Below are 21,090 nucleotides of genomic sequence, written 5' to 3'. Positions count from 1 at the left end.
TGAGATTACTGGTTTTTAGCTTTCTAGTTTTTTGTTTTTATAATGCTTTTCTTTATTTCTAATCGTTCAGGATAATCTCCATTGAAATATGAAACAAACTTTTCAGTTAAGATTGCTTTGTTTCCAGCTTTAGGAATTGAGTCTAAATATTTGAAATAAATTGTGTCATTTTTTAATTCCACATTTCCAGCGTAAATATCTCCAACACGTTCAAGTCCACGAGATTCAAATTCAAACGTTTTGTCCTTATAAATTCTTAAATAAACCCAGCCCAAAGGTGCTTCTCGGTCAGCTAATAGAATTGTTTCTCTTTCTTTTTCTTTTTCCTGATTGCAAGAAGTCAGAGTTAATAGAATTGTTAATATTATAATTAGGTATTTCATTCCCAAATTGGTTACAACGTGTTTGTGTATGATTAGTTGCGTGGTTAAGCAACTAATTTAGCAAACTTTTACGAACCAGTGAATATTCCGAAGGAATATTCGCAAGTAGGCTCAATGAAGCAATTAATTATACACGGTGTTGTACCTAGTTTTTTTATAATTCCAAATGAATGTGGCACTTATAATTGTATTTTTTTTTCGATTGAATTCAAATTGATTTTAATAGTAGAATATTCGCCTTCAAAATCCGAATTACATTTTCTATAATATTCAATTGTTTTTATTAAGGTACTGATATTCAGTTCGTGATTTTTTTCTTTAGCCTTAGATATGTTTTCTGGCTTTATAATCTGCTGAAAATTTTTACGAAACCAATTGTCAATCTGCTTTGGTGAAGAGAGAACTTGTTTATATTCCACAAGGATTTTAGTCATATTTTCAATCCGAATGTATTCGTAATATTGCTCTTTTTTAGTAATAATTACTTTATTCCAATTTCCAGAAAAACAACCTCCAGTTTTGTAATCAATCCAGAGAGTATCATTTACGGACAAATTCTTTAATTCATTCAATTCATATTGTTGAGAATTTGCGGAATTGAAAAACCCAATAAAAATTGCAATAATTGTTAATATTCTCATTTTCTCAAATTAGGTACAACGTGTTCGTGTATGGTTAGTTGCGTGGTTAAACATCTAATTTAGCAAATAAATCACAGATAGAACGTTCCGAAGGAATGTTCGTAAGTCGGCAGTGACCAAGCAATTAATTATACACGGTGTTGTACACAGTTTTTATTTATTCTTTTAATGGAATTCCATATGCTCCGCTTTTCGAAATTCCTCTAGAATAGGACATTTTAGTTTCCAAATCCATTTTTAAATATTCAGTTCCTTTCATAAAAATTCGGACAATGTTGTCTTTCCAGTCAATTTTTATATCGCTTTCAACAAGGTCATTTATAATAGAATACTCATTTTTATATTCACTTAATAATGGTGGTGCATAACCTTGATCGTGATTTATATAAGCCTCAATTTCATTACTATCATCAATTAAAGTTCCACGAGAACATATAAATCCGTCAAATTCTATTTCATCTCTATTGTCAGTTATATCAATTACATATGCCCAAACTGAATGTATATCTCCTTGCACTAGAATACATTTATTCATTTCATAATCATACTTGGATTCTAATAATACTTCCATGTGGGTTTTAATTCAAGAGTTTTATGGGATTATTATTTCAAGAACTTTTGCTTCACCAACTTTCCTAGGTCCGTTGTGAATCCACCAAATTCTTCCCTTGGTAAGTATTTCTTCTAATTTTTGGTGTCTAATGAATGTCACTTTTACGACTTCGGTTTCTCCAGGATTTATTCGGTCTTTTTCAAAGTCAATTTGTCCAATATAAAATGTATCAATGTCATTTGAATTAGGTAAATATTCTATTACGTGATTCGGTCTATAACCTGTTCCGACTCCATGCTCTTTTCCGCCATTTTCGGTTGAGTATAAATGCAATTCTGCTAGTATTTCTATATTTATAAATTCTCTGTTCAAATTGTTTTCTCAAATTGTGTACAACGGACTTGTGTATGAAACGTAGCGTATAAAAAGACGCTTACTTTTCGGATTAATACAGAGCCGAATTTTTATGTTTTGTTTTTAATTTTTCTATTCTAAAAGCCAAATTTAAAAATTTGGCGGACATTATAAATATACACTAACCTTCCGGTTTAGGACTTACTAGCTATGTTTTATACACCGTGTTATCTACCGGTTTTTTATTCCGATTTATTATTAGACCATCATCAAGTGCTTCTGGTAATTCCACTAAATAATCATTCAGCCTTAATATTTCAATCACCTTTTTCATATTATTTGATTCATTGTTTAAAACAGTACTCATTTCTTTTAAAGATTCTGTTGTTTGAATAAACTTCATTAAATAATATGTGTCTAATTCTCCATATTCAAGACCATTGATAATTTGCACATCTAAGAATTGATCAGTAATTGAATTAGTAAATGAGCATCCTTTTCCGTGAAAATGATATTTCCACTCATCATTTATATTTCCTCTTTGTTTATCACTTCTATTTCTCTTTAAATCGTGTAATTCACTTGAATTGTTTAGATTAATGTTAAAAGTATCAGCCATAAGGTTCATAAGGTAATGAGCTGTCTTGTCAAATAGTTCAATGCACTTATAAAACCCATTTAAATTTTCCATTACTATTTTAGAAGAAATGCTGGGAACTATATAAAGTTTATTCATCCACTTAATTTCACTGACAAGATAATCAGGTAATTCTTTTTGAAGATTAACAACATAATCTCTACTAAATTCCTGTTCAGTTAAGGCAAATAATAAAGTCTCATTTTCATCTAAAAGACTCTTCACTTTTTTGGTTTCCAGAGGTTCTTTAATGTCTATAGTCATTTTTTTGCGCTTGTAGATAACGTTGTTGTATATGGTTTGTTGCGTGTTTTAAGCAACTAATTTAGTAAATAATTACCGACCAAGAAAGTCCGCGAGGACTTTCGTAAGTAGGCGAGAAGCCAGCAATAAATTATATACGGTGTTGGCAGTAGTATTTTTAAAATTCAATTAAATTAAGCTCTTCAAGTCTAATTGCCATTGCCATTGTCGAAACATTAAACAATTTTGCAATTGAAATAAAACTTTGGTTGTCAAAACGTTCAGATGATGCTAGTTTTATTGCTAGACCACGTAAATTTCTACATTCAGTTCTCAATTTACTCGGTGAGTCCTTTATAAGATTAAAGGATGATTGTTCATCGATAATAAATTTTTCAGTTGAGAACATTTCATAAAATTCCTTTTTCACTAGTTTTGATGGCATTAAAAAATAAGTTGCGAATTTATCTGCTTGCCGTTCAGTAAAATTGCGCTTAACGTTTTTCGATATTCCATTTATTGGTCTGTCTCTGTGTAGGACTGTTTGTTTGTGAAGAAGAGCGTGCCCTAGCTCGTGAGCTGCAGTAAAATTTTGTGTATTCTTGTCAAAATTATTTGATATTAGTACAAATTTTTCGTTTTGATTGATAACACCAGCTGTTTCAAAACTCCCATTGTCGTCGTCAATAATCTCTAATTTTTCAACAGAAACATAATTATAAGCTAAGGCTTTTTTTAACGCTAAATTTGGCTTAAGAACTTTTACAGGGTGATTTGGGATATTGTTTGACCAAATAACACCTTTATGCGTCCATAATAGATTTTGTAGTTTTGATGCGGCACTTTCAATATCTTCATCGGTTAATTTTGTTCTTGATTTCAGATTGTTTAATAATTGGTCAACCTCTCTATAAAGATTAGATATAGCAAATACTTCATCTTCTAGCAACTCTATTTTAGAACTAGCAATCTCATTTAATTTATTGAATTTTGATTTTAAATCTTTAGTCTCAATAAGAATCTTAGATGTCCAAGGATATTCATCGCTACCAAACGATAATAGGTTTAATTGTATTATAGATAAACATCCAGCAATACCTGCAACAGCTCCACTAAGAGCTACTTGTGAATCTCCTCTAGCTCCTTGAAAAGCATTATCGAAGACATAGTCAGATATTTCCGCAAGTTCAATACAAAGTTTTGTAATCTCAATAGGAATTTCAATTGATAATTTAAGTTCAGCTAATGCTTTTATTCCTAAAGTATTACTCTTAATTATATCTTCTTCTTCATCTCTTTCAGTTCTTGCAATAATTGCCTTATCGAATTGAATTGCATCTTCTTGAAATAATCGCGTTAACTCAGGAAATATATTCTTTTGGATTTTAGCATCCATTTCCAATAGAGTTGGAAGAACTTTTTTATACCTCTCTTGACGTTTCGGAACATTAGTAAGACTAATAACTGTGGTTAAAAGTTTTGAGGAAATCATTCCTTGTAAAGCTGCCGCACTCCCAGAACCTGGTTTATGCTTCCCTGCTCCAAACTTTTCTAAAAGCTCATCTGTTGTTATTTCAAGTAAATTTATATTCATTAAGCATTGATATTATTTCATTTTCAAAAATACAGAATTAATTAGTATTAGGAACATAGTTAGCTGGTTTGCAGTGTTTTTTATATTACTGCCAACGGTTTTGTGTATGGTTAGTTGCGTGTTTCAGCAACTAATTTAGTAAACAAAAACGAACGCGAGAAAATTCCGAAGGAATTTTCCAAATAGGCAACGACCAAAGCAATTAATTATACACGTTGTTGTGCAACGTTTTTTATTCCGTTGGGTTGAAGTTTTTTGTTTCTCTAATTTCTTTAGAATCTATATTGTAAATTCCGTATTCAAGTTTATTCGGTTCCTCTGGATTATCAATAGTCAAAAGCAATTCTTTGTTGTTATTTATCCATTGATAATTTTTTACTTTTTTATCTATGACCTTATTAAGGTTCTGTCCATTTAAGTCCGATAAATAAACATAATGTTGGTCGAATCGGTCAATTATTCCGTCGTCATTTGTATCCGAATTAGCTATGAAATAAGATATATGAGTTATTCCTTTTAGTATTTTAGAATCTTCAGTTTTTCGGTTAGGAATGAACATACTTTTTATAGATGCATTTTCGGGCAAGAGTTTTCCCGAGTTCTGGAAATTTTCATCCAAAAAGATAATATTCATAGTATTCATTCTTACCATATTTTCTGAATCTTCGATGTTTATATCAAGATATCCATAATCGTCTTCAAATTCCTTTTCAATTGCGATGTAATAAAAATCAGAATTGGGTAATTTGATTGGTGAGGAATATTTAATTTCGAAAGGTATTTCACTTGGTTTTTCTGACTCAAAGAACGAATCGTCAATTATTTGATTTTGACGTTGCTCATACTTTTCAATCACTAATAATCCGAAAATGTAAAGAATGAATATCGGTATTAAAATTCCGTTTATGATAATTAAAATTCGAATAAATTTATTTTTCATAGGCTTTGTTCAAATGTTGCACAACGGTTTTGTATATGGTTTGTTGCGTGTTTAAACACCTAATTTAGCAAATAAAAACCGAATAGAAAATCCGCGAGGATTTTCGTAAGTAGGCTAGAACTAGCAATAAATTATATACGGTGTTGTGCTTTCGTTATTTTTCTTGTTTTAAATAAGCATCAATAGCCGTAATTGTCTTTAGTCCCTCTTTATGTAGTAACAGTCGAACTCTATGATTTAGTAAAATGTTAGCTTTCGTCAAGCCAAAATTATCGGAAATTATTTTTTTTTGGTCTTCATCTAGGTTTATCACGGAATTATAAAATTTATAAAATGATTTTTCATTCGAGTTTTCTTTCCACCTTTCCGGCATCCCAATGTCTGATCCAGAACCTGTTTCGAAAAAAGGATAAATATTATCATTATATTTTAAGATTGAATTATTGTGTACACTCTCTTCTTTTATGACTTCATCAAATAATCTGTAGTAATATTGAATACTATTTCTTAAAGAATCTGAAGTAATGAGTCCTGTTTTGCCAGACGATTTCATGTCATCAAAAACTATATTTTTACCTTCAAACCAATGGATTCCAAAAGCATTACCTGACTTTGTGACTAATACAATAGGGTCTGTGGCTATTGAATCTGACTGCAAATAACGTCCCAAAAAAGTATAAGCATCTAATTGAATAGTATCCCCTTGAAAAAGCCTTTCTAATTCTGCTAAGTCCTGTTTAATATCTAATTGTATTCTAGCAAGGTATTTCTTTTCATCACCTTTGTCTTTTTTTATATCATTAAGATTATTTAATTGCAAGGCAATAAGAATACCAATTACAACAAGAATAACTTCTCCAATAGCATAAATAAAATAATTACTGAGTTTATTTTCAGTTAATAGTTTTTGTCTAATTTTTCTAAAGAATTTTATCATTGGTTAGCGGTTTCTGATAATGAAGCACAACGTTGTTGTGTATGGTTAGTTGCGTGGTTAAGCAACTAATTTAGTAAACAAATACGAACCCGAAAAAATTCCGAAGGAATTTTCCAAATAAGTACTTGCCAAAGCAATTAATTATACACGGTGTTAGCCACAGTATTTATTCTTTTTTGATTAAAATTATTGTATCTCTTTCAGGCAAATTTCTTTCTAAAAATTGATATCCTTCAAATTTAATTCTCAATTCCGTTTTTCCGTTTATTGTATATATTGAATTATCATTAAATTCGATTTCATTGTTTAAATCTATTTCTTTAATTTTCCTTTCAAGTATTAAAAATTGCTTTTCCGTAATCTCATAAGGACAACACATTCCCAAAAAACCTTGATTTTCTTGATAAATCACAAAATCATTTTTCTCAATTTCGATATCATTCGGTTGAATGGGATAAAGAACTATTGAGGCTATAATTCCGAAAAATATTCCACCAAACAACCAGAATAAAAAAATCAGAATAGGCGTAATTACATAAAAACTAAAGTAAAACCCAACTTTCTTAAATGGCTTGAAATTCCAGAAAAAGAGAATAATTCCACTTGCATAAACTAATAAGGTTATAAAATAAGCAAGTCTATAATTCAGACTTATTTCAATCGTGCTTTTCAGAGTGAAATTCAGTAAAGCAAAACCCAAAAGGTAGAAATGAATCTTTGTAATTATATCTCTGATTTGGGTTTTCGTCATATTGTGGCTAACGTGTTTGTGTATGGTTAGTTGCGTGGTTAAGCAACTAATTTAGCAAACTTTTACGAACCTGTGAATATTCCGCAGGAATATTCGCAAGTAAGCTCAATGAAGCAATTAATTATACACGGTGTTGTGTACAGTTTTTTTATTTTCATTCTGTTTTAATATGTAAATCAGATAAGTAATTACAAAAATCAAAAGGGGAATTTGAAAAGCTAAATAATTAAATTTCTCGATTGGTATTTCAGTAATTCGTCTTGCGATTGGTGTAAGCATAAGAACAAAACTTAATATTTTTACAAGTCTGGACTTACTATGTTTGGTAAAATTCAGAATTACTCCTATTAGTCCAAAAATGGCAAATATTTGGTCACTATTCCCAAACTCAAAACTTGTAAATATCAGCCAAAAAATAAATGGAAGTCCAATCATTTGTCCCATAAGAAATATGAGAGAATATGATGTCAGAGAAATTATTTTCAGAGTTTTCCCCATTTAGTGTTTTTATTGTAATTCTTCGTAAACAATGTCAAAGTCCAAATCATTCGGAATATTCAGCTCTTTTCTTTTATTCTCAAATTGTTCCAAAGTCAAATTCGGACTTTGTTCAGGACTTTTTTTGTCCACTTCTATAATATAATAATAGGTCACGCTTTTATCAATTCCGCTTTCAAGATTTTTCGGGTGACTTTTTGCAATAATAAAATCTCCATTTTCTCCTAATGCAAAAACTGTTTCAGGAACAATTAGTCGATTAGAATATTTTTCAGCGTTAAACCAAATACTCATTTCGTCAAGTGTATTATTTGCGAATAACCAATAGTCGTCCGTAATTTCTTTTTCTACTAATCCAGCTCCGAAATAGCAAGATTGTAAAATCAGTAAAAATGCTATTCCTAATATTTTTTTCAAATTATTCAATGTATTTTCGGCTGTTTCTTAAATTGTACACAACGTTGTTGTATATGGTTTGTTGCGTGTTTCAAGCAACTAATTTAGTAAATAATTACCGACAAAGAAAGTCCGAGAGGACTTTCGTAAGTAAGCTAGAAGCCAGCAATAAATTATATACGGTGTTACCAATAGTTTTTTATTTTAATTTAGAAAATATAAGTGAATTCGTTTTATTTAAAAAAAATATATTGCAAAAACGTTATATATTGCAAAAATGTTATATATTTGCATTAACAAAAAATGATTGATATATGAAGTATGGATAGTAAATCTTTGATAAAGATGCTAAAAAAAGATGGTTGGGAATTGAATAGAACAAGAGGTTCTCACCACGTTTTTACACATCTAACAAAAAATGGAATAGTAGTTGTTCCTCATCCTAAAAAGGATATTCCGAAAGGAACAATAAGTTCAATTTTAAAACAAGCAGGGCTGAAGTAAAGTAAGCCCTACTTGTATCAAAGAATTTTAAATATTCATAATTTCAGGTTTTCCAAAAGAAAATCAAAATGTGTGTTCTTATACACACAAACCGTACACAAACACGTTGACAGTAATTAAAAAAGAAGAAATGGGAATCAAGGTCAAAGTAGAAAGAACTACTGATGGGATTTATTGGGGTACAACTCAAAATATTCCAGGTGTAGTAACTGCTGATGGTAAAGATTTAATCACATTGAAAGAAAATTTACAAGAGGCATTAGAATTATATCTTGAAACAGCTCAAGATATTGATGATAAAAAAATCTTGAAATTGATGTCTGAAGGTATCAATTTAGAATATCAACTTGAATTGTCAGAATTATTCAATAAACTTAAAGTTATTAATAAATCTGCATTTGCTAATAGAATTGGAATCAGTCCAAGTTTGCTAAGACAATATTCTACAAAAAAGGATATTTATATTTCAGAAGAAAGAGCAAAAAAGATTGAAAAAGAATTACATTCATTAGGTCAAGAACTACAATCAATTAGGTTGTAAACTTTATATATCATTCATTTTTGTAAAGGTTATCTTAAATAGGTAACCTTTTTTTATGTTCGTAGCTCAAATTATTGGTAACGGTTTTGTGTATGGTTAGTTGCGTGGTTGAGCAACTAATTTAGCAAACTTTTACGGACCAGAGAAAATTCCGCAGGAATTTTCGTGAGTAAGCCTAAAAAAGCAATTAATTATACACGGTGTTGTAAGCAGTTTTTATTCTTCAAATCGGTACATTATGTCAGTTCGTAAAATATATTTTTCTCCCAAAGTCAGTTTAGTTCCTTCGTGTTCTAAATCGTGAAAGAAAACGAGACAACTCCCTTTTTTCGGTTGTATTTTTAAATTCCCAAAAGTCGTTTCTCCGCCAACAAAATTGTCATTCAGATAAATCATAAACGTGTAGTAACTCGATTCAAATTCATTCCGTATGTAACTTTGGTCACGATGCTTTTTAAATTCCTGATTAGGTTCGTATTTATAAAATCGGAACATTTCATTTAGTCCAATTGCAGTACTTTTCCCCAGTTTTGGATTCACGAACTCTTTTATGTCATTCCAGATATTTTCCGCAAGTTCAAAGTCAGTAAATAGTATTCGTTGATTGTTCCTTACGCTTTCAACTACTTTTTGTCCGCTTTCGGTCTGAACCATTGCTGGTTCATATCCAATACTTTCGCTTTTTGAAATGAATTTATCACACTTCTTTGGTGTCCAAAAATTTTCAATTTCTGTTATATGTTCTGTGTGGTTAATTATGTTCATTTCTCAAATTGCTTACAACGTTGTTGTATATGGTTTGTTGCGTGTTTCAAGCAACTAATTTAGTAAATAATTACCGACCAAGAAAGTCCGCGAGGACTTTCACAAGTAGGCAATAAGCCAGCAATAAATTATATACGGTGTTACCTGTAGGCTTATTTCAACTTTCTACTTGTTATTTTTTCAATTATATATTTTGATATTTTTGCTAAAATTAAAACGAATGCTGAAAATCCTAAAAACCAAGCAGTATTATAAATTCCATATTTAAAATCCTTGATTGGAATAAGTCCAGAAAAATGATAACCAAAAATGATAATTACTAAAAAAATTCGAATGAGTCTTTTATTTAAACTCGGTTTTGTCAGCATTTCAAAGATTCCGATTGATAAAACAAACAGAAAAAGTGTGTCATAATGAATAACTAAATTTATGAGTCCATCAAGTTCAGGATTAGCTTTTCTCCATTCTTGAAGTCCATAATAATCTTTTAATGATAAAATCAATTGAATGAAAATAATAATTATTGAAAAAACAGGTTTGTAAATTTTCATATTATTCCTTTTTGCTCATTTTCGTTATTAAAGCTCAATTTGATTCCAATAATAACCATTTGAATAATTCCGATTATCCAATAGGTTGGAAACCTTAAAAAAGTATAAACAACTTCAAAACTGTCCATCCATTCTCCGACAATTTGAAGTTCAATTATCATAGAAATAAATGGAAGGAAAAAACCAAATAAAAGTCCTCCTAAAAGACAACCTTTATTTATCTTAAAATTCGTTTTCCAATATTTGATGTTTAGGTAAATTAAAACTCCAATAATTAAATAGTCAAAATATCCAATTAGCATTTTGTATTCTGATTTTTGTAAATATTCATAATTTTAATTCCTAAATTTTGAAGTTAGCAAAATGTTCGTTTTAGCTTACAGGTAACGTGTTTGTGTATGGTTAGTTGCGTGGTTTAGCAACTAAGTTAGCAAACTTTTACGAACCCGTGAAAATTCCGCAGGAATTTTCGCAAGTAGGCTAGAATGAAGCAATTAATTATACACGGTGTTGGGCATAGTTATTTTTTTACACTTCTCAATTCTTTCATTGTTTTTAGCCCTTTTTCAGTTAGATTCCAAAATAATCCATTTCCACCACTAATTTTTTTGCTATATTTTACATTAATAAGATTTAATGAGCTCAAATGAACTTTCATAGTGTTATAATCATCTTCTTTTATTGTGGCATAAACAGTTGATTTTTCAAATTTTTCTAAAATTCTTATTGCAAGATATTTTTTTACATTTGAATCAATAGGATGTTCCATTAGATAAGGTGAAATGATATAAAAAATTTCGCCCCAAGTCATTTTAAATTCTTGACTTGCAGAACCTGAACCTGCTTTAAATGAAAACGTATCTTCTAAGCCTGCTAATTCTTCTTCTGAAATAGAAATATGGTTGTTGTCAGTTTTTTCCGCTTGTTCGATATCCTCTTTTAGTTTATTATTTTCTTTTCTCAATTCATTAATCTCAGATAAGATTTCGTTGTTTCCAACTGTGTTAGACCTTACCCAGCCAATCGCAGGATATGTTTTAATTGTTTTTGATAAGCTTAAAGCAACTAAACCAGGTAAGTCTTCTGCTTTATTCCAAAATTTCACAAGCCTACCTGTGGAAGCTTTTTCTCTAAAGTCTTCGAGTTTTTGTCTTAATTCAGGTTTAATATCAGATTTCTCTACAGGTATTTGTTCTGGATTTTGATGTAATAGTGCAATAATTTTAATGTTTTTTTCTAGTGCATAATCAAATTCTTTTTCAGTATAACTCAAACCATCGTCTGAAAGCGAACCATATCTGCCACCAATGATTAGAATATAATAATCACAATCATCAATTACCCTCTTTATAAAGTTAAACTGTTCTTCATCTAATGCAGGGAAAATTTCCATACCAGCAGGAATACAGTCCATTTCCATTACTGTTTGAATTACTTTTGAACGTTCATCTTTTAAATCGGTATAAGTTGAACTTATAAAGACTTGATATCTTTTATCCATATTTCTAATGTTCTTGAGTGTTCTTTAATTGTGCCCAACGGTCTTGTGTATGGTTAGTTGCGTGGTTTGGTAGCTAATTTAGCAAACTTTTACGGACCCGTGAATATTCCGCAGGAATATTCGCAAGTAGAGAAGAACCTAGCAATTAATTATACACGGTGTTACCTACAGTTATTTATTTCCAAATTTTACTAATTCAGGTTTTATTATTATTAATTCACTTTTTCTTGGAAATTTTCCGTGTTCAAAAGTCAGTTCGACACTATTCTCTTTCTTTTCGAGCATTTTTATGTCAACTTCATAAAAGTCCGAAATCACGAACGTTTTATTTTCATAACCCAATTCAGTCGGTTGGATTAAAATATGAATATCTGTTTTAGAATTTTCGGTTTCCAGAGGCAAACTTTGTCCATTATAAAATGTCATTACTCGCACAAAAAAGTCATTTCCATATTCCGATTTGACTTGGTCAAAATCACGCAAGATTGATTCAAATTCCGATTCAGACGTTTGAGTGATTTCAGATGTGTGTTTATAAACGAAAAAATTGTCTGATATATCTAAAGTGTCTTTAAAATCCTTTTTGTCAATTGATTTCCGTTCTCCGCTTTTTAATTTTTCCGAAACATTTATTTCAGAGTTAGAAGTTTCCACGAAGCGATAATAATCCGAAGTTTGTTTGTTTTCAGTCGGCTTATTAACTTTTTCTAAATTCTCAATTTGACTTTGTAATTCCGAAATCCGATTTTCTTTTTCGGTTAGCTTTTTTGTTAATTTTTCCAATTCCGATGAAGTTTGTTTTGAATCGCAACTTGCAATTAAAATCAATGTTAAAATCAGTAACGGAATGTTTTTCATAATTGTAGGTAACGTGTTTGTATATGGTTTGTTGCGTGGTTTAAGCAACTAATTTAGTAAATAATTACGGACAAAGAAAGTCCGCGAGGACTTTCGTAAGTAGGCGAGAAGCCAGCAATAAATTATATACGGTGTTGCCAGCAGTATTTTATTTTCTTTCAATTTTCACTAGTCCTTGTCTAGTTGCTAAATATAAATTCCCACTATTATCAAAAGTCATTGTCGAAATGTAAGAAGTAGGAATGTCTGAATTTTCATTATGGTAATTCTCCCAACCTCCTTTTAAGTCATATCTCACTAATCCAGCTCTGTCAGTTGAAATCCAAAGTATCTTTTCATTTTTGTCGTAAAGAATACAATTCGTATGGTTAAAAGGCATTCCAGAATTTTCAGTTGTAAATTGTTTGAAATTTCCATTTGAATCACGTATTGCAATTCCTTCGTCATTATTAACTTGCTTTTTATTTTTTCTGTCAAATTCGTAAAGTGTAAAATATAGGTTTCCGTTTTCGTCTTCGTCCATTGATGTAATGCACTTTCCTTTCAGAACTGTAGAGGACTTTTCAAAATTAGTAACCTGATTGTTTTCATCAATCATTGCTGTTCCGTCATACGTGCCAATCCAAAGTCTATTTTTAGAATCTCTTTTAGCAAACGAAACTCTATCGCCTGGTAAATCTTTAAATAAGTTTTTATCAATTTTAGTCCACTTACCATCTTTGAGTATTGTTATTCCATTTTTTGAGCAGAAAAAAAGTTCTCCAGTTTTTGTGTTGTTAACTATATCGTATGCTGAATTTATTCCAATTTCTGTTGAATCATATTTTACCCATTTATCGTTGTCAAAACTATAAATGTTATTTTTTGCATAAATCCATTTAACATTATTGTTATCTGTAGCCAATTCGTAATAAGCAAAGTATTTTCCTTTATCAGAAATATTTTGTTCAGTATTTTTAAATTTTATTCCGTCAAAAGTTACTAAACCTTGGCTGACAGTTAGCCAAATTAAACCATTTTTGTCAATTGAAATATGGTCATTCCAATTGTTTGTTAAATTTGAGTTTTTAGAATTCCAAACTGTCATTTTATAATTTTCTAAATTTTCATTTTTGTATTCGTAATTTTCATTATAGATTTCTGGACTATTTGGTTTGTCAAATGATTTTTTGAACGCTTCCTTATCAACACGTTCAATTTTACCTGAAATTTTATTGTCATTTACTGTGAAAATTAGGTTGATAGAGGATTTTTCTTCTTTTTTACCTTTCGTTATTGCAGAAGTCCATTTTTTGAATTTATTGAGTTCTTTAACTATTTTTTGCGATATAGCACTTTTTGATTGGTCTGTATGACTTAAAACACAAGCTTTTCCTTTAGAGTTTACGAGAACTTGAAATTTCACAGAACCTTTAATTCCTTGTAAATTTAAATCTTTGTTTAATTTGTCTTGAAGTTTTAGGAACTCTACTTCATCATACCCAGCTTTGGTATCTCCACAATCAAGACAAAATTTTTCAGTCTTACAGTTGTCTAATTTAACAGGGAATAGGTTTTGTGCATTCAATGAGAATGTCAAGATGGTTAATAGTGCAAAAAATGGTATTTTCATTTATTTCGTTCGTTGTTTGGATGCTATTTTCATATTGCTGGCAACGGTTTTGTGTATGGTTAGTTGCGTGGTTGAGCAACTAATTTAGCAAACTTTTACGGACCAGAGAAAATTCCGCAGGAATTTTCGTGAGTAAGCCTAAAAAAGCAATTAATTATACACGGTGTTGCCACCAGTTATTTTATTCCGATAATTTTTTCAATCGGTTCGTTAATATAATCAAATTCAAGTTTTTTAATTCTATGTATTGGACTATCAAATCCAACAATATTATTTCCGCTAAAGGACCTTAAATCCAAAACTCGAAATTTCTTTTTGTATTTAGTCAGCGTTTGTTTTTCCAAATCCACAATTCCGATTCTTTGGAATGTTCCACCAAAAAATGACCTGTCCCAAATCGGTATTGCAACTTTTTGTCCATTTCGAGTCCAAATTGCTGGTCCACCACAATTTTCGGGAATCAGAATTTCTTTATTGTCATTAAGCTTGACTTTACATTTTCCACTCATTGGTGCACCCATTCCAACTTCGTTAAGATTGGAATATTCCAATGAAGCTTTATTTTCGTTTTCTTGTCCGTTTGAGTTTTCATTCGGAAAATCCCAAGCATTTGGATATTTTAGAGAATCCATTGAGAATCCAACTATTCTGCCAATTGAAAGTTCGTCAAATTTTAATGCTTGAAGTATTGTTCGAGCTTTGTATTTGTCCGATTTTTTGGCTTTGTCAAATTCGTCCATTAATCCACTTACATAAAGGCGTTCGTTTCCTGTCATTCCTTCAATTCCGACAACGCTATTTGCTTTTTCGTAGATTTTTTCTTTGGTCATTTCTCTAATTGGTGGCAACGGTTTTGTGTATGGTTAGTTGCGTGGTTTAGCAACTAAGTTAGCAAACTTTTACGAACCCGAGAAAATTCCGCAGGAATATTCGCAAGTAGGCTAGAACCTAGCAATTAATTATACACGGTGTTAGCCACAGTTTTTACATATCCACCCATAATTTCACATTATCAGAAGGGCGTCTTTTCTTTTTTCTTTTGACATATTCCCTTATTTTTTCCGCATCGTCTGCGTTCGTTTGTAGTCGCAAATATTCTTCATAACACTCGAACATTCTGTTGGTTTCATTATATGTTAATCCTTCTGTACTTAATAGAACAGAATAACTTTTGCCAATAAACCAATTCGCTGAAAAATATTGTCCGCTATTTTCATCAAGTAAAGTCAAAGCTTTTTCAAATCTTTCGATTGCATTTCTTTCTTGTCCTCCTTTGAAATTACCAATTCCACTATACCAGATTGCCGCAACATTGGTTGAATCAACTTTTAGAACTTTTTCAAGTGTTTGTTCGGCAGTTTTAAATTCTTTTTGTTGAATTAGAGTTAGTCCGAGTTGACATTGATAAATTAAGTTGTCAGGTTCTGCTTTAATTCCTGCTTCGAATGTTTCTTTTGCTTTTTCAAATTCTCCGTTATTCAGATAGGAATTTCCTTCACCTAAATAGTCCACTTGAGCATAAGAGCAAAAAGTAAAAGTCAAAATAAATAACGTTGATATTAATATTCTCATTTCGTTTTTTTAATTGTGGCTAACGTGATTGTGTATGGTTAGTTGCGTGGTTCAGCAACTAAGTTAATAAACATTTACGAACCCGTGAATATTCCGCAGGAATATTCGCAAGTAGAGAAGAATACAGCAATTAATTATACACGGTGTTGTGTGTAGTACTTTATTTCAGAAATCTAATTCTTTCTCCAGTATCAGGATCCGACATAAAATACCATAATTGATAATTCTCCTTTAACTTATAAATTTCTAAATTCTTTGAGGTTTTTATATCGTTAAAATTCAGTTTAATTTTTTTCGTATCATATTGCTCAATAATTTCCCACGTTCCAGATGAAGTTCCGTTATTAATTTCTCGGTCAAATAGATTTTGAGAATTATTCATTTCGAAAAGATTATCAGGCTTAAATGTCAAAACAATACTATCAGTTTTAATTTCAGAAAGGTACTCGTATGAAAATTTGTCCATTTTCCAAGTTCCTATAATATCATTTGAATTTACTTCAACATTTTTTCTCTCAATATTTACATCTATTGGTCCCATAAAATGGCAAGATGTAAATCCAAGAACTAAAATTAATAAAATCCAATAATGTCTTTTCATTTCAATTTTTGAGTTTGGTTGGGTATTACACACAACGTGTTTGTGTATGGTTAGTTGCGTGGTTTAGCAACTAAATTAGTAAACTTTTACGAACCCGTGAATATTCCGCAGGAATATTCGCAAGTAGTGAAGAAAACAGCAATTAATTATACACGGTGTTGGCATTTCGTTGTTTTTTCAGAGTTCAAATTATTCAGCTTAATTCCGTTTTCCGATTTTCCAGCGTTTGAGTTAATTCGGTCAGCGTTTTATTTCGTAAACTTTTTCAATTCCGACTGAGTAAGCAATTCCTCAACTTGCTAAATTCCGCATTCAGTTCGGTTTTTACTTGTTCAATTCCGAATTCGAGTTACTTTTTATTTTTAAAGCTTTCATAGAATTCATTCATCAATTCAGCTAAATTCATTAATAGAGATATGAGAGGTTTCGTTAAAAATTTTAGTATAGGTTTTAATATATAATCAAACATATTTATAATTAATAAAGCTCTTTTTTTTGTTTCAGAGTGCGTTCCGCAATGAATGCCAACGTTTTTGTATATGGTTTGTTGCGTGGTTTAGCACGTAATTTAGCAAATAAAAACCGAATAGAAAATCCGCGAGGATTTTCGTAAGTAGGCTAGAACTAGCAATAAATTATATACGGTGTTGTGCAACGTTTTTATTCAATCGTGTAACAATCATCAGTTACTTTATAAAATCCATTACTTTTAATTTCAGTTATTCCGTTTTTGTCAGTTGTAATTACTTTTTCTTCGCTTTTATTTGGGCAGTAATGAAACTTAGTTGTTTTGAATTTATAACCATTGTTCAATTTGCTATAAGAACTTGGATGACTATAATCATAATAAAATCCATTGAGGTAAAGAATTAAAATTGCTTCGTGAATATTATCAATTTCCCCTATAAATTCAATCAAACTTTTTTCATTACGTATTTCTTTAAACTTTTCGTTTTCTTGGACAATAATATAGCAACTCGACGAAGAGGAAAATGTATGACTCTGTTTTGTTGTCAGAGTTAAATATCCACTTTTAGAATCTTTTGGAATAGTAAATCTTTTTCCTGTAATATAAATAATGCTATCATATGATGTAACTATTTGCCAGTTTTTATAGTCGTTTTTTGGTTTAATTTTTTTTATCAATTCAATTTCAGTAGTCATAGTAGAGTCAAATTTCAATTCTTGAGCATCTAAAGAATGAACTAAAACAGCTAAAAGTATGAAAGTTAAAAATTTGCTCATAGTTTATTTTAAATGTTGCACAACGTTGTTGTGTATGGTTAGTTGCGTGGTTAAGCAACTAAGTTAATAAACATTTACGAACCCGTGAAAATTCCGCAGGAATTTTCGCAAGTAGGGAAGAACCAAGCAATTAATTATACACGGTGTTACCCAACGTTTTTTATCATTTCGTTTATTCTATTTTCCGCTTCTGGTTTTAAAATTCCATCGTAATAATCTCGAACAAATGGATGGTCAAAATCTTCGTGAGGAAAAATTTCAGGTCTGTCATTTCCACTTTTTGTCATTACATCACAAGGAATTGAAGATGTATCTCCATATTCAGGAATGTTGCTACATAACCAACCAAAATATCCAGTTTCGTGATTCGGATTATTGTAATTTTCTTTATAGTCTAAATAACTTTTTTCGCTTAATGAAACCCAAAGTCCATATTCCAGAGTTTCACAAGCGTCTTTTACTTTTTGAGAAAGCGTAACTCTTATAAAACGGTCAATTTGGTTTTCATAATGAATTTCGCAAAAATCCGACTCTAATTTCCCAAGTTCTGTTTTTTCTTTATCAGACAGAAAGTCGTAATTCGCAGGTGATTTAAAAGTCAGAGTAGGCCATTCCGAATGGACTTTTCCACATTCAGAACATTTAAATTCCTCTGTTTTGTTTTTCTTTCTTTTCCAGAACATTTAATATTGTTTAAGCATCAAATTCCACGTAATGTATTAATCGGTTACATTTTTTTTCAATAGTAGGATATTGTGATGATATATCTTCCATAAATTCTTTACTTAGGAAAGATTCCATAAAATATTCAAAACCAGGACATTTTTTTTCGGTTACTTCATAAGTTTTCCATTCTAACTCTTCTTCAGTTAAATTCAGGATTGTAATTTCTGATTCGGGAAGAAACTGACCATCATTTTTTTTTACGTAAAGAACAGATTCTTCGTCAATTTTCTCTGTATTTTGTAAGAATTCTATTAGTTTCATTAAATGTTGGGTAACGTTGTTGTGTATGATTAGTTGCGTGGTTAAGCGACTAAGTTAGCAAACATTTACGAACCCGTGAATATTCCGCAGGAATATTCGCAAGTAGGGAAGAACAAAGCAATTAATTATACACGGTGTTGTGTGTAGTGTTTATTTCAGTTCCCATTTTTCTAATATTTCGTTTACTTTCTCTTTTTCAAATCCGTACATAGATTGATTAACATCAAAGTCAATTAATAAATCTTCTCCATTTTTAATATGTGCAAGATGACCATAAATTTCTCCATTATTTTTCCAATGAACAGTCGTTTCTAATTCTTCATATTCAGCCAAATTTGAATTCGGATTTATGTAAGTGTCATATTCAAAATCAATTTCGTTTTGCCAAATCCAAAAGCTTTTAGTGAAGTAAATTTTTTTGCTTTTATGATAAGGTTTAGTTTGGTCAAATTCTTTTTTTGTCCAATATTGGCAATACCACTTATTCTCTAAAAAACGATAATCAGTAGTGTCAGGAATTTCGGATGGAAAACAATTCATTCCACGAACTGGAACTTGTAAAACTATACTGTCCAAAGTCCAATTATCGGTTATTGGTTTTAGTCCGAGTTCAATTCGGTCATTATTTAGTTCAATTCCATATTTTTCAGATATAGAATTTGAAATAGGTAAAGCTATTAGTGAATAGATTATCACAGCTCCTAAAATCAGATAAATTGTATTTCGAATTTTTCTTTTCAGAGTTCAGTTTTTACATTACACACAACGTGTTTGTATATGGTTTGTTGCGTGGTTTAGCACGTAATTTAGCAAATAAAAACCGAATAGAAAATCCGCGAGGATTTTCGTAAGTAGGCTAGAACTAGCAATAAATTATATACGGTGTTGGCAGTAGTTATTTTTTCAGATGTTTAATCTATTTTTGTTATTCTTTTCGGGAAGTTTTCAGAGTTCTTAAATAGAATTGCATATCTAAATGTAAATTAGCTATTAATTCTGTTAATTCTACAATAGTATTATATCGACATTTTGAAATCGTTCGATTATAAGAACTCATAATAATTTCACTATCTTCCATTAATGCTGAGAATTTTGTCAAACGACTTATAATTTCATTCTTTTGGTCTTTAAATTCTTCAGGGAATTCAAGTCCAAATGTCATATGAAGTTCAACCGAATTTACGATAAGTCGTTCTTTAATATTACCTTTTCCTGTAGTTAATCCGTAAATTAATGATGAAAATTTTTCCATTAAATAGTTATAATCTCTCACAATGGTTTCAATTTATTTCTTTAATAAATATTCTTTTATTTTGATTGTATTTCCTCCTTTTTTATTCTTTTTCATAAACTTTAAATTCACCTTATAAATTTCAAATGGATTTTTTAAACTTTCAAAGTTTTACTTTTCTTCATTTTTATTCAATTTTTTAGTTATAGAATATTTTAAAAATGTCAAGATTCCGAATATTGAAAAAAAGATTAAACTAATTTTTCCATAATCTTTTAAGTCTCGATTTGAAATACTTTTCCAACCAGGATTTGAATATCTATGAATTAAATATATGATAACAATTATTGTTAAAAATCCCCAAAATCCTGTAAAAATATATCTCAATACATTTATCAGTTTTCTTAAAATAATTAAAACTCTTTCATTCATAAATTTACTTTTATAAGTCTTAATTCAGTTTTGGTTTTGAGTGAGTTTTTAATTACTGCCAACGTGATTGTGTATGGTTAGTTGCGTGGTTAAGCAACTAAATTAGCAAACTTTTACGAACCCGTGAATATTCCGCAGGAATATTCGCAAGTAAGCTCAATGAAGCAATTAATTATACACGGTGTTGTGCAACGTTTTTTTCTTTCAGTTTATAATTCCGATTTCCGAAAACATTTTTTTTAATTCATTAAATTCCGTTTCAGATTTTAATTCTGTTAAGTCACGTTTCTTTCCGTTTTTTAATTTCAAAGAGAATTGTTTTTTTCCGAATATCGATTTTTCATTTAATCGTACAATTTTTTCAATTGGAATTTTCTCAGAAGTATCTTTTTTAAAGATAAAAATGCACAAAATAATCAATGAGCTAATTCCAACTATAAAGAATATAATTTCTACGAAACCGATTCCAGTCTTATTTGTATCTATTAGTTGGAAAACCGAACTTATCAAATTTAAAATCAATACAATTTTTATTAAAAGATAATGATTTCTCAATTCATCTTTAATTTCAAGTGATTTATCTAATTCATTATATTTTATTTTCATTTTCGGTGTTTTTATTAAATGTTGCACAACGTGTTTGTGTATGGTTAGTTGCGTGGTTAAGCGACTAAGTTAGCAAACATTTACGAACCCGTGAATATTCCGCAGGAATATTCGCAAGTAGGGAAGAAAACAGCAATTAATTATACACGGTGTTAGC

Annotated in this window: 28 protein-coding genes; 2 read left to right on the top strand and 26 right to left on the bottom strand. The window is 30.2% G+C overall.

Features of this window, described 5'->3' with window-relative positions; all coding sequences use genetic code 11:
* Positions 1-23: 23 nt before the first annotated feature.
* The 10 genes from HM992_RS18845 to HM992_RS18800 all read right to left on the bottom strand — a co-directional run bounded on the left by HM992_RS18845 (position 24) and on the right by HM992_RS18800 (position 7,948).
* A complete protein-coding gene (locus tag HM992_RS18845) occupies positions 24-383 on the bottom strand; it encodes a hypothetical protein (protein ID WP_179321165.1) in 360 nt (119 codons plus the stop codon).
* A gap of 179 nt (positions 384-562) precedes the next feature.
* Positions 563-1,024, bottom strand: coding sequence for a hypothetical protein (locus HM992_RS18840; RefSeq protein ID WP_179321164.1), 462 nt, complete (start codon positions 1,022-1,024; stop codon positions 563-565).
* Between the two features lie 157 nt (positions 1,025-1,181).
* Positions 1,182-1,541 carry a hypothetical protein gene (locus HM992_RS18835; protein WP_317167557.1) on the bottom strand — a complete coding sequence of 120 codons (360 nt, stop codon included), beginning with the start codon at positions 1,539-1,541 and terminating at the stop codon, positions 1,182-1,184.
* A 75-nt stretch (positions 1,542-1,616) separates the two neighbouring features.
* A complete protein-coding gene (locus tag HM992_RS18830) occupies positions 1,617-1,949 on the bottom strand; it encodes a hypothetical protein (protein WP_179321162.1) in 333 nt (110 codons plus the stop codon).
* Between the two features lie 190 nt (positions 1,950-2,139).
* Complete coding sequence (locus HM992_RS18825; RefSeq protein WP_179321161.1) at positions 2,140-2,832, bottom strand: DUF6896 domain-containing protein; 693 nt, start codon at positions 2,830-2,832, stop codon at positions 2,140-2,142.
* A 157-nt stretch (positions 2,833-2,989) separates the two neighbouring features.
* Positions 2,990-4,405, bottom strand: a complete 1,416-nt coding sequence (locus HM992_RS18820) for a cyclodeaminase/cyclohydrolase family protein (protein WP_179321160.1) — start codon at positions 4,403-4,405, stop codon at positions 2,990-2,992.
* Positions 4,406-4,637: 232 nt separating this feature from the next.
* Positions 4,638-5,345, bottom strand: a complete 708-nt coding sequence (locus tag HM992_RS18815) for a protein-tyrosine phosphatase family protein (protein WP_179321159.1) — start codon at positions 5,343-5,345, stop codon at positions 4,638-4,640.
* Positions 5,346-5,499: 154 nt separating this feature from the next.
* Positions 5,500-6,282, bottom strand: coding sequence for a DUF6090 family protein (locus HM992_RS18810; protein WP_178985147.1), 783 nt, complete (start codon positions 6,280-6,282; stop codon positions 5,500-5,502).
* Positions 6,283-6,448: 166 nt separating this feature from the next.
* The gene (locus HM992_RS18805; protein ID WP_179321158.1) at positions 6,449-7,033 is read right to left on the bottom strand and encodes a hypothetical protein; all 585 of its coding nucleotides are present in this window, start codon (positions 7,031-7,033) and stop codon (positions 6,449-6,451) included.
* Positions 7,034-7,540: 507 nt separating this feature from the next.
* Positions 7,541-7,948: a DUF3997 domain-containing protein gene (locus HM992_RS18800; RefSeq protein ID WP_179321157.1), complete on the bottom strand. Its 408-nt coding sequence runs from the start codon at positions 7,946-7,948 to the stop codon at positions 7,541-7,543.
* Positions 7,949-8,248: 300 nt separating this feature from the next.
* Between HM992_RS18800 and HM992_RS18795 the strand changes: the two genes are divergently transcribed.
* Together HM992_RS18795 and HM992_RS18790 are read left to right on the top strand one after the other, a co-directional pair.
* Positions 8,249-8,431, top strand: coding sequence for a type II toxin-antitoxin system HicA family toxin (locus HM992_RS18795; RefSeq protein ID WP_115840128.1), 183 nt, complete (start codon positions 8,249-8,251; stop codon positions 8,429-8,431).
* 130 nt (positions 8,432-8,561) lie between these two features.
* Positions 8,562-8,972 carry a type II toxin-antitoxin system HicB family antitoxin gene (locus HM992_RS18790; protein WP_179321156.1) on the top strand — a complete coding sequence of 137 codons (411 nt, stop codon included), beginning with the start codon at positions 8,562-8,564 and terminating at the stop codon, positions 8,970-8,972.
* A 216-nt stretch (positions 8,973-9,188) separates the two neighbouring features.
* On the opposite strand, the gene HM992_RS18785 is transcribed toward HM992_RS18790, so the two are convergent.
* From HM992_RS18785 to HM992_RS18710, 16 genes are all read right to left on the bottom strand, one after another.
* Positions 9,189-9,737, bottom strand: a complete 549-nt coding sequence (locus HM992_RS18785) for a 2OG-Fe(II) oxygenase (protein ID WP_179321155.1) — start codon at positions 9,735-9,737, stop codon at positions 9,189-9,191.
* A 152-nt stretch (positions 9,738-9,889) separates the two neighbouring features.
* A complete protein-coding gene (locus HM992_RS18780) occupies positions 9,890-10,288 on the bottom strand; it encodes a hypothetical protein (protein ID WP_179321154.1) in 399 nt (132 codons plus the stop codon).
* The gene (locus tag HM992_RS18775; RefSeq protein ID WP_179321153.1) at positions 10,285-10,590 is read right to left on the bottom strand and encodes a hypothetical protein; all 306 of its coding nucleotides are present in this window, start codon (positions 10,588-10,590) and stop codon (positions 10,285-10,287) included. The genes HM992_RS18780 and HM992_RS18775 overlap by 4 nt, the downstream gene beginning before the upstream one ends.
* 218 nt (positions 10,591-10,808) lie before the next feature.
* Entirely contained in the window at positions 10,809-11,789 is a 981-nt protein-coding gene (locus tag HM992_RS18770; RefSeq protein WP_179321152.1) for a DUF4062 domain-containing protein, read from the bottom strand.
* A 171-nt stretch (positions 11,790-11,960) separates the two neighbouring features.
* Positions 11,961-12,647 (bottom strand): hypothetical protein, encoded by a 687-nt coding sequence (locus HM992_RS18765; RefSeq protein ID WP_179321151.1) that lies wholly within the window; start codon positions 12,645-12,647, stop codon positions 11,961-11,963.
* A 148-nt stretch (positions 12,648-12,795) separates the two neighbouring features.
* Complete coding sequence (locus tag HM992_RS18760) at positions 12,796-14,259, bottom strand: ligand-binding sensor domain-containing protein (protein WP_179321150.1); 1,464 nt, start codon at positions 14,257-14,259, stop codon at positions 12,796-12,798.
* Positions 14,260-14,435: 176 nt separating this feature from the next.
* Positions 14,436-15,107: a hypothetical protein gene (locus tag HM992_RS18755; RefSeq protein ID WP_229720565.1), complete on the bottom strand. Its 672-nt coding sequence runs from the start codon at positions 15,105-15,107 to the stop codon at positions 14,436-14,438.
* Between the two features lie 136 nt (positions 15,108-15,243).
* Positions 15,244-15,831, bottom strand: coding sequence for a tetratricopeptide repeat protein (locus HM992_RS18750; protein WP_179321149.1), 588 nt, complete (start codon positions 15,829-15,831; stop codon positions 15,244-15,246).
* A 160-nt stretch (positions 15,832-15,991) separates the two neighbouring features.
* Positions 15,992-16,432, bottom strand: a complete 441-nt coding sequence (locus HM992_RS18745) for a lipocalin family protein (RefSeq protein ID WP_179321148.1) — start codon at positions 16,430-16,432, stop codon at positions 15,992-15,994.
* Between the two features lie 660 nt (positions 16,433-17,092).
* Positions 17,093-17,677 carry a hypothetical protein gene (locus HM992_RS18740; protein WP_179321147.1) on the bottom strand — a complete coding sequence of 195 codons (585 nt, stop codon included), beginning with the start codon at positions 17,675-17,677 and terminating at the stop codon, positions 17,093-17,095.
* Between the two features lie 146 nt (positions 17,678-17,823).
* On the bottom strand, positions 17,824-18,360 hold the full coding sequence (locus tag HM992_RS18735; protein ID WP_179321146.1) for a DUF2199 domain-containing protein: 537 nt from the start codon (positions 18,358-18,360) through the stop codon (positions 17,824-17,826).
* Between the two features lie 10 nt (positions 18,361-18,370).
* The gene (locus HM992_RS18730) at positions 18,371-18,664 is read right to left on the bottom strand and encodes a hypothetical protein (RefSeq protein WP_179321145.1); all 294 of its coding nucleotides are present in this window, start codon (positions 18,662-18,664) and stop codon (positions 18,371-18,373) included.
* 150 nt (positions 18,665-18,814) lie between these two features.
* A complete protein-coding gene (locus HM992_RS18725) occupies positions 18,815-19,360 on the bottom strand; it encodes a hypothetical protein (protein ID WP_179321144.1) in 546 nt (181 codons plus the stop codon).
* Positions 19,361-19,589: 229 nt separating this feature from the next.
* Positions 19,590-19,916 carry a hypothetical protein gene (locus HM992_RS18720; protein ID WP_179321131.1) on the bottom strand — a complete coding sequence of 109 codons (327 nt, stop codon included), beginning with the start codon at positions 19,914-19,916 and terminating at the stop codon, positions 19,590-19,592.
* Between the two features lie 150 nt (positions 19,917-20,066).
* On the bottom strand, positions 20,067-20,327 hold the full coding sequence (locus tag HM992_RS18715) for a hypothetical protein (RefSeq protein WP_179321130.1): 261 nt from the start codon (positions 20,325-20,327) through the stop codon (positions 20,067-20,069).
* A gap of 204 nt (positions 20,328-20,531) precedes the next feature.
* Complete coding sequence (locus tag HM992_RS18710; protein WP_179321143.1) at positions 20,532-20,933, bottom strand: hypothetical protein; 402 nt, start codon at positions 20,931-20,933, stop codon at positions 20,532-20,534.
* Between the last annotated feature and the right edge of the window lie 157 nt (positions 20,934-21,090).

It is taken from the genome of Winogradskyella helgolandensis, from assembly GCF_013404085.1.
Classification (GTDB): domain Bacteria; phylum Bacteroidota; class Bacteroidia; order Flavobacteriales; family Flavobacteriaceae; genus Winogradskyella; species Winogradskyella helgolandensis.
The sequence above is the reverse complement of the archived record's forward strand: the minus strand, read 5'-3'. Positions and strand labels throughout refer to the sequence as shown.

What these genes read in the sequence shown, in the direction of transcription:
- HM992_RS18845 (WP_179321165.1), bottom strand. Translation starts at nt 383, where the DNA reads ATGAAATACCTAATTATAATATTAACAATTCTATTAACTCTGACTTCT.
- HM992_RS18840 (WP_179321164.1), bottom strand. Translation starts at nt 1,024, where the DNA reads ATGAGAATATTAACAATTATTGCAATTTTTATTGGGTTTTTCAATTCC.
- HM992_RS18825 (WP_179321161.1), bottom strand. Translation starts at nt 2,832, where the DNA reads ATGACTATAGACATTAAAGAACCTCTGGAAACCAAAAAAGTGAAGAGT.
- HM992_RS18820 (WP_179321160.1), bottom strand. Translation starts at nt 4,405, where the DNA reads ATGAATATAAATTTACTTGAAATAACAACAGATGAGCTTTTAGAAAAG.
- HM992_RS18815 (WP_179321159.1), bottom strand. Translation starts at nt 5,345, where the DNA reads ATGAAAAATAAATTTATTCGAATTTTAATTATCATAAACGGAATTTTA.
- HM992_RS18810 (WP_178985147.1), bottom strand. Translation starts at nt 6,282, where the DNA reads ATGATAAAATTCTTTAGAAAAATTAGACAAAAACTATTAACTGAAAAT.
- HM992_RS18805 (WP_179321158.1), bottom strand. Translation starts at nt 7,033, where the DNA reads ATGACGAAAACCCAAATCAGAGATATAATTACAAAGATTCATTTCTAC.
- HM992_RS18795 (WP_115840128.1), top strand. Translation starts at nt 8,249, where the DNA reads ATGGATAGTAAATCTTTGATAAAGATGCTAAAAAAAGATGGTTGGGAA.
- HM992_RS18790 (WP_179321156.1), top strand. Translation starts at nt 8,562, where the DNA reads ATGGGAATCAAGGTCAAAGTAGAAAGAACTACTGATGGGATTTATTGG.
- HM992_RS18785 (WP_179321155.1), bottom strand. Translation starts at nt 9,737, where the DNA reads ATGAACATAATTAACCACACAGAACATATAACAGAAATTGAAAATTTT.
- HM992_RS18780 (WP_179321154.1), bottom strand. Translation starts at nt 10,288, where the DNA reads ATGAAAATTTACAAACCTGTTTTTTCAATAATTATTATTTTCATTCAA.
- HM992_RS18775 (WP_179321153.1), bottom strand. Translation starts at nt 10,590, where the DNA reads ATGCTAATTGGATATTTTGACTATTTAATTATTGGAGTTTTAATTTAC.
- HM992_RS18770 (WP_179321152.1), bottom strand. Translation starts at nt 11,789, where the DNA reads ATGGATAAAAGATATCAAGTCTTTATAAGTTCAACTTATACCGATTTA.
- HM992_RS18765 (WP_179321151.1), bottom strand. Translation starts at nt 12,647, where the DNA reads ATGAAAAACATTCCGTTACTGATTTTAACATTGATTTTAATTGCAAGT.
- HM992_RS18760 (WP_179321150.1), bottom strand. Translation starts at nt 14,259, where the DNA reads ATGAAAATACCATTTTTTGCACTATTAACCATCTTGACATTCTCATTG.
- HM992_RS18750 (WP_179321149.1), bottom strand. Translation starts at nt 15,831, where the DNA reads ATGAGAATATTAATATCAACGTTATTTATTTTGACTTTTACTTTTTGC.
- HM992_RS18745 (WP_179321148.1), bottom strand. Translation starts at nt 16,432, where the DNA reads ATGAAAAGACATTATTGGATTTTATTAATTTTAGTTCTTGGATTTACA.
- HM992_RS18740 (WP_179321147.1), bottom strand. Translation starts at nt 17,677, where the DNA reads ATGAGCAAATTTTTAACTTTCATACTTTTAGCTGTTTTAGTTCATTCT.
- HM992_RS18735 (WP_179321146.1), bottom strand. Translation starts at nt 18,360, where the DNA reads ATGTTCTGGAAAAGAAAGAAAAACAAAACAGAGGAATTTAAATGTTCT.
- HM992_RS18730 (WP_179321145.1), bottom strand. Translation starts at nt 18,664, where the DNA reads ATGAAACTAATAGAATTCTTACAAAATACAGAGAAAATTGACGAAGAA.
- HM992_RS18720 (WP_179321131.1), bottom strand. Translation starts at nt 19,916, where the DNA reads ATGGAAAAATTTTCATCATTAATTTACGGATTAACTACAGGAAAAGGT.
- HM992_RS18715 (WP_179321130.1), bottom strand. Translation starts at nt 20,327, where the DNA reads ATGAATGAAAGAGTTTTAATTATTTTAAGAAAACTGATAAATGTATTG.
- HM992_RS18710 (WP_179321143.1), bottom strand. Translation starts at nt 20,933, where the DNA reads ATGAAAATAAAATATAATGAATTAGATAAATCACTTGAAATTAAAGAT.